The 7575-nt window shown below is 60.9% G+C and carries 1 protein-coding gene and 2 pseudogenes; all 3 read left to right on the top strand.

What is annotated here, in order from left to right; genetic code table 11:
• Positions 1–222: 222 nt before the first annotated feature.
• Positions 223–774 (top strand): annotated as a pseudogene (locus tag F6X42_RS40965) (ATP-binding cassette domain-containing protein); the annotation flags it as partial.
• A 118-nt stretch (positions 775–892) separates the two neighbouring features.
• A pseudogene (locus tag F6X42_RS40970) lies at positions 893–1195 on the top strand (porin); the annotation flags it as partial.
• Between the two features lie 389 nt (positions 1196–1584).
• Positions 1585–7011, top strand: a complete 5427-nt coding sequence (locus F6X42_RS40975) for an AAA family ATPase (RefSeq protein ID WP_187639486.1) — start codon at positions 1585–1587, stop codon at positions 7009–7011.
• Positions 7012–7575: the final 564 nt, after the last annotated feature.

The raw sequence follows: 7575 nt of genomic DNA on the forward strand, positions 1-7575 counted from the left end.
GGCCTCAAACTGTCGAAAAATAAGCTGGATTCACGTTGAAATTTCGTAATGCAGAAAATTGCGCGGCGGTAGCCGCGCAGAGCGATGGACGTTGCTTTTGGAGGGGTGTATTTCCGCAGCCTGTTAGTCATCTGGCCGCGCTCAGGCGTCTCCAGCAATGACGCCACGCGCGACTTTCGCCTTTGTCGATATCTGTTTCGCAAGCTTGTCGGTTTCATCGGCAAGCTCGGCTATCTCGACGTCGCGGACCCGAAGCAGCTGCAGCGTATCCGGACGAAACTCTCGATGGTGTTCCAGCATTTCAATCTCTGGGCGCATGTGAACGTTCTCGAGAACATTGTTGAAGCGCCGGTACATGTGCTCGGGCTGCCACGTCGCGAGGCGGAAGAGCGCGCGCGTGAATACCTGGAGAAAGTCGGACTCGCGCCGCGCGTGGAGAAGCAGTATCCGTCGCATCTCTCGGGAGGTCAGCAGCAACGTGTCGCGATTGCGCGCGCATTGGCGATGAACCCTGACGTGATGCTGTTCGATGAACCAACATCTGCACTCGACCCGGAGCTGGTAGGTGAAGTTCTCAAGGTAATGCAAAAGCTCGCAGACGAAGGACGCACAATGATTGTGGTTACGCATGAAATGGGGTTTGCCCGCAATGTATCGAATCATGTGGTGTTTCTTCATCAAGGACGCACCGAGGAAGAGGGGCTTCCTGAGGAAGTATTGACTAAGCCGTGCAGCGAACGACTCGGGCAGTTTCTCTCTGGGAGCCTGAAGTAGCCCGCGACCGTGAGAAAACTGCCGACGACGTCTGATTTTTCATCAGTAATGCTGATAGATCAGATACGGATCATACGCGGTTAATTCGGTCCGTCGATAAAGAAGTTTTCACGTAGTTATATTCGGAGACTTTAATGAAAAAAGCACACTTGCTGTACTTTTTATTTCCACTATCGCAACGCCGGTATTCGCTCAATCTACTGCGACGCTTTACGGTCTGATTGATGAAGACTTCGATTACACCAACAATGTCGCAGGTTCGAAGGTGTATGAACTCCGGAGCGGCTACGCTCAAGGTAGCCGCTGGGGTCTTAAAGGAACAGAGGATCTTGGCAGCGGGCTGAGCGCGATTTTCAAACTGGAGAACGGCTTCAATGTCAACAATGGTCGCCTCGAGCAAGGCGGGCTGATGTTCGGCCGTTAGGCATACGTCGGAACTTCCTCAAGGTTAATACGTTCACATTCAGTTCCGCGGCAACCGTCCCTGCGACCTTCGCCAGCGCCTGCTCCCTGAATTCGACAGAATACGTCTGTTTGGCCTTCAACCTGCACGTCTGAGTTCTTCAAGCTAAGAATTCAGAGCCGACATCTGTGTGACGCCGGGGTGTCCAAGGTGTACGCTGATGCTTGACTTCTGCTGCGCGCCTTGCTGACCATGGCGATGCCGTGTTGTAATTTGATTTTCCAGTGTACCCTGCGAGTTGAGACGGGCGCATGTTGGCGTCCCCTCCTTAACCCAATGACAAACAGCAGTCTGACCATGACTGCAGCGGGCGGCAGATGAACCCCCCTCCTATGGTTCCGGCGCCGATGGGTAACAGCCTCCAGGTCTTGTGGGAGGATGACGAGCGCGTCTTCTGTCGAGGGCGGCGCCAGGGCGATGGCGGCGACAACGTACTGATTGCGCGGCCCGCTGCCGAGCACCCATCACCCGTCAGCCTGGATCGCCTCGCTCACGAATTTGGACTGAAGGATGAACTGGACGGCGCGTGGGCAGTGCGACCGCTGGAGCTGGTGCACGAAGGCGGCCGGACCCTGCTGGTCCTCGAGGATCCGGGCGGTGAGCCACTCGAGCGGCTACTCGGCGCGCCCATGGAGGTAGGGCGTGTTGTAGGCCTCGCCGTCGGCATCGCCGCGGCGCTGGGCAAGCTCCACCAGCGCGGCCTCGTCCATAAGGACCTCAAGCCCGCCCATGTCCTGGTGAACTGCGCGGACGGACAGGTGCGACTCACCGGGTTCGGTATTGCCTCGCGGCTGCCGCGCGAGCGGCAGCCGCCCGAGCCGCCCGAAACCATCGCCGGCACGCTCGCCTACATGGCGCCCGAGCAGACCGGACGGATGAATCGCTCGATCGACGCCCGCAGCGACCTCTATGCGCTCGGTGTCACGCTCTATCAGATGCTCACCGGCGCGCTGCCGTTTACGGCCGCCGACCCCATGGAATGGGTGCACTGCCATATCGCCCGAAAGCCGGTGCCGCCCAACGAACGGGTGGAGACGGTCCCGGCTCAGCTCTCCCACGTTGTCATGAAGCTGCTCGCCAAGACCGCCGAGGAGCGCTACCAGACCGCCGCCGGCGTCGAGCGCGACCTGCGACGCTGCCTGGCCGATTGGGAGCGTCAGCACCGCATCGATGCCTTCCCGCTGGGCGAACACGACACGCCCGACCGGCTGCTGATCCCTGAAAAGCTGTATGGGCGAGCACGCGAGGTCGATACCCTGGTTGCCGCGTTCGATCGGGTCGTCAAGCGCGGCGCGCCCGAACTGGTGCTCGTCTCCGGCTATTCCGGCATCGGCAAGTCGTCCGTCGTCAATGAACTGCACAAGGTGCTGGTGCCGTCGCGCGGGCTCTTCGCCTCCGGCAAGTTCGACCAGTACAAGCGCGACATTCCCTATGCGACGCTGGTCCGGGCGTTTCAAGGCCTGGTGCGGCCGCTGCTCGGCAAGCGAGACACGGAGCTGGCGAGCTGGCGTGATGCCCTTCTGGAAGCGCTGGAGCCCAATGCGCGGCTCATGACCGACCTCGTCCCCGAACTGAAGCTCATCATCGGGGCCCCCCCGCCGGTCCCGGAGCTTGAGCCGCAGCAAGCACACAGCCGTTTCCAGCTCGTGTTCCGGCGCTTCATGGGTGTCTTTGCCCGACCCGAACATCCGCTGGCGCTGTTTCTCGACGATCTCCAATGGCTCGACGCGGCGACACTCGATCTGCTGGAGGATCTGCTGACCCGGTCTGACCTGCAGCATCTCATGCTGATCGGCGCGTATCGCGACAATGAAGTCGACGCCGCTCATCCGTTGACGCGCAAGCTCGATGCGATCCGCCTAGCAGGAGCGCAGGTGCAGGAGCTCACACTCGCGCCGCTCGCTCGCGAGCACTTGGAGCAGTTGATTGCGGATGCCCTTCACGGCGAGCCGGAACGCGCCGCGCCGCTGGCGCAGCTGGTCCATGCGAAGACCGCCGGCAATCCGTTCTTCGTGATTCAGTTTCTCTACGCGCTCGCCGAAGAGGGGTTGCTCCGCTTCGATCATGACGCGGCGTGCTGGCGCTGGGATCTCGCTCGCATTCATGCCCAGGGTTACACCAAGAATGTCGTGGACCTCATGGTTGGCAAGCTAACTCGCTTGCCAGTCGAAACGCAGCGGGCGTTGCTGCAGCTCGCCTGTCTCGGCAACGTCGCGGCGATCGCGATGCTTGCGATCGTTCTCGGAACTTCGACAAAGCAGGCCCACGCGTCGTTGTGGCCGGCGGTCCAGCAGGGACTGGTCGAGCGGCTGGAGGGCTCCTACAGGTTTGTTCACGACCGGATTCAGGAAGCCGCCTATTCGCTGATCCCGGAAGCCTCACGCGCCGAGGGCCATCTGCGGATCGGGCGGTTGCTCGCCGCGCAGACGCCGCCGGAGCAGCGGGAGGAGGCGATCTTCGAGATCGTGGGTCAGCTCAACCGCGGTGCCGCGCTGATCACCCAACAAGAGGAACGGGACCAACTTTCTGAGCTCAACCTGCTCGCGGGCCAGCGCGCCAAGGGGTCGACAGCCTATGCCTCGGCGCTCACCTATCTCGTCACCGGTGCTGAACTATTGGAGGACGATTGCTGGGAGCGCCGGCATGCGCTGATCTTTGCGCTGGAGCTGAACCGGGCTGATTGCGAATTCTTAACGGGCCAGTTATCTGTCGCTGAAGAGCGGTTGGCGGCGCTGTCTAGTCGCGCCACGACAACGGTCGAACAAGCCAAGATTGCATGCCTGCACATGGATGTCTGCACGACCCTGGATCAGAGCGGCCGCGCGGTCGCTGTGGGTCTTGACTACCTTCGGCTTGTCGGTATTGAGTGGTCACCCCATCCGCAAGATGACGAGGTGCGACGCGAATACGCGCGCGTCTGGTCACTGCTTCGGGGCCGGGCCATCGAGGATCTCATCGACCTGCCACTGATGAAGGACCCGGCCTCCCTCGCGACCGTCGCGCTTCTGAGTAAGCTCTTGCCGCCGGCCGTGTTTACCGATGCGAACCTGGCTTCCCTGGCGAACTGCAAGGCGGTCAGTCTAAGCCTCGAAGTCGGCAACTGCGATGCTTCATGCGTCGCCTATGTCATGCTCGCCAGGATCGCCGGACCGCGTTTCGGCGACTACCAGGCCGGATTCCGGTTCGGCCAGCTCGGCTTCGAGCTGGCCGAACGACGTGGACTAAAACGCTTCGAGGCGAGCACCTATCTTTGCTTCGCGGTTTTCGTCGTGCCCTGGATGAAACACGTGCGTGCTTGCTGTGATCTGCTGCGCCGCGCGTTCGACGCGGCGAACCGGATCGGAGACCTCACGCATGCAGCCTATTCGTGCGACGGTCTCAACTCGGACCTGCTCTTCGCCGGCGATCCTCTGCCCGAGGTGCAAGGCGAAGGCGAACGTGGCCTCGCGTTCGTCGAGAAGGCGCGCTTCGGCCTCGTCATCGACATCATCGCAGCGCGGCTCGCATTGATCCGGATGCTCCGTGGCTTGACGCTGAAATTCGGCTGCCTTGACGACGGGCAGTTCAATGAGCTTCGTATCGAACAGCATTTGTCCAGCAATCCGGCCTTGAAGCTGGCTGCGTGTGGGTACTGGATTCGGAAATTGCAGGCGCGCTATATGGCCGGCGACTATGCGGCGGCCATGGACGCCGCATCGAAGGCGCAACGGCTGCTCTGGATCTCATCCGCGCACCTCGAGGATGCCGACTATCACTTTTACGCCGCACTGGCCCGAGCCGCCTGGTGCGCCTGCGCACCAGCCGAGGAGCGACCGCAGCACCTGGACGCTGTGGCTGCGCATCACAGGCAACTGGAGATCTGGGCGGAAAACTGTCCGGAGAATTTCGAGAACCGCGCCGCGCTGGTCGGTGCGGAAGTCGCTCGCCTGGAGGGGCGCAATTTCGATGCTGAGCGTCTGTACGAACAGGCTATTCGCTCGGCCCAGGCAAACGGCTTTGCTCACAATGAGGCGCTCGCCAATGAACTTGCGTCCCGCTTCTACGCGGCACACGGTTTTGAGAAAATTGCCCGTGTGTATTTGCAGGACGCCTGCTACTGCTACCTGCGTTGGGGAGCCGACGGGAAGGTACGGCAACTCGAGGAAGCGTATCCGCACCTTAGGACTGGAAAGTCCGCGCCCGCCCCGACGAGCACAATCGCGACGACGGTTGAACACCTCGACCTCGCCACTGTGATCAAGGTGTCGCAGGCTGTGTCGGGCGAGATCGCGCTGGACAAGCTGATCAAGACGCTCATGCGCACGGCGATTGAACAGGCCGGCGCCGAGCGCGGCCTGTTGATTCTGCCACGCTGCGGTGAGCAGCGCATCGCTGCAGCAGCTACGACCGGCGGCGACACGTTCAACGTGCAGCTGTACGACGAGCCCGTCACCGCGACGGTGCTGCCGGAGTCGGTCCTTCACTATGTCCTGCGCACCCGGGAGAGCGTCATGCTCGACGATGCCGCAGCCGAGCCCCCGTTTGCTTCCGATCCTTACATCCGTGGGCAACGCGCCCGTTCCATTCTCTGCCTGCCCCTGATGAATCAGGCGAAGCTCATCGGTGCGCTGTACCTCGAAAACAATCTGACCACGCGCGTCTTCGCGCCGGCCCGGATTGCGGTGCTTCGGCTCCTTGCTTCCCAGGCGGCGACTTCGCTCGAGAATACCCGCTTGTACCGCGAACTCGAACAACGCGAAGCGAAGATCCGGCGCCTTGTCGACGCCAACATCATCGGTATTTTCATATGGGATCTCGATGGTCACGTTCTCGAGGCCAACGACGCGTTTCTGCGCATCGTGGGATACGAGCGCGAGGACCTCATGGCGGGCCGGCTACGCTGGATGGACCTCACGCCACCAGAATGGCTCGCCCGTGACCTGAGTCAATGGATACCACAACAGAAAGTGACTGGGCGCCTGGAACCGTTCGAAAAGGAGTACTTCCGGAAAGACGGCAGCCGCGTGCCCGTGCTGATCGGCGTCGCCACGTTCGACGAGGGCGGAAACGAGGGTGTCGCTTTCGTGCTCGACCTGACGGACCGCAAGAAAGCAGAGCACCGCTTGCGCGAGTCCTACGAGATGCTGCGGGAACTCACCTCCCGTCGCGAGACGGCTCGGGAGGAAGAGCGCAAGCACATTGCTCGGGAAATGCACGACGAACTGGGGCAACACCTCACCGCGCTTCGTATGAGGGCGTCGGTATTAGCTATGCAGTTTGGCGACGGCCACCCTCAGCTCGTCGAACAGGCCCGGGGATTGACCTCCCTGGTGGACACCACCATGCAGGTTGTCCGGGGCGTCATCGCGTCGCTACGCCCTGCTGCGCTCGACGCAGGCATTGTGGCTGCGCTCGAGTGGCTCGCTGCCGAATTCAACCGGAATCCGTGCACGGTGTGTCGCCTCCGCGTGCAGGACGAGACTCTCGTGCTGAGCGAGGACCGCGCTATCGTGCTGTTTCGCGTCGCCCAGGAGGCGCTGACCAATGTTGCCCGTCACGCTGCGGCCATGCAGGTGACCATCACGCTCGAGCGAACGCCGGATGCCTGTCTGCTGGAAGTACGGGATGACGGAAAAGGATTCGATCCTCTGGCGACCAGAAAGAGATCGTTCGGGCTGGCGGGGATGGAGGAGCGCGTCCTGATGCTGGGTGGCCAAATCAATCTTGTCAGTTCGCCGGGAAACGGCACTACGATCAAGGTATGTCTTCCCGTTCATAAGGGGGTGCCAACGTAGTCGTCCAGAACCGGTTTCAAAAAGACTCCCGAGGGGCTACTAAACAGCGCCAACGGGGTGTGCGGTTATGAACCGTTGCGACCAATCCGGCGCTTGGTCAATTAGGCATCGGATCGGAACGGTTCTGGTAATCGCAGTAAGCGAATCGGCTTTGTCGAGATAAAACCGGAGCGATCGCAGGTGAGACCTTGTTCAGAGACCGGTCGACGGATTTTGGGTTACCTCGTTGATTTCGCACACGCAATGGATTTGCCGCGAAATACGCGACGGAGATGCTCTGCATACGAAGATCCGGTGGGTTGTGTCGCAATAAGGGCGGCAGGATAAGTAAGTCCCCTATGGTCGGGAATGCTCAAATGACGAGCGAATGGAATTGCTCGGCAACAGTCCGCTCTGCGCCAGCATCTTTCATTTGGTCCTCCCTGATCATATGCATCTATATGAACGCCTCCCGTTTGCGGAGGAATTTCGCGTGCATTGACATACAGAATCGGTTGCGGCTGTATATGCGGCCTTATTGCAGCCGATACGGACGCTGCGGGCCTCTATGAAATTCGCTGACTC

It is taken from the genome of Paraburkholderia podalyriae (assembly GCF_014397785.1).
In the GTDB taxonomy this organism is placed as follows: domain Bacteria; phylum Pseudomonadota; class Gammaproteobacteria; order Burkholderiales; family Burkholderiaceae; genus Paraburkholderia; species Paraburkholderia podalyriae.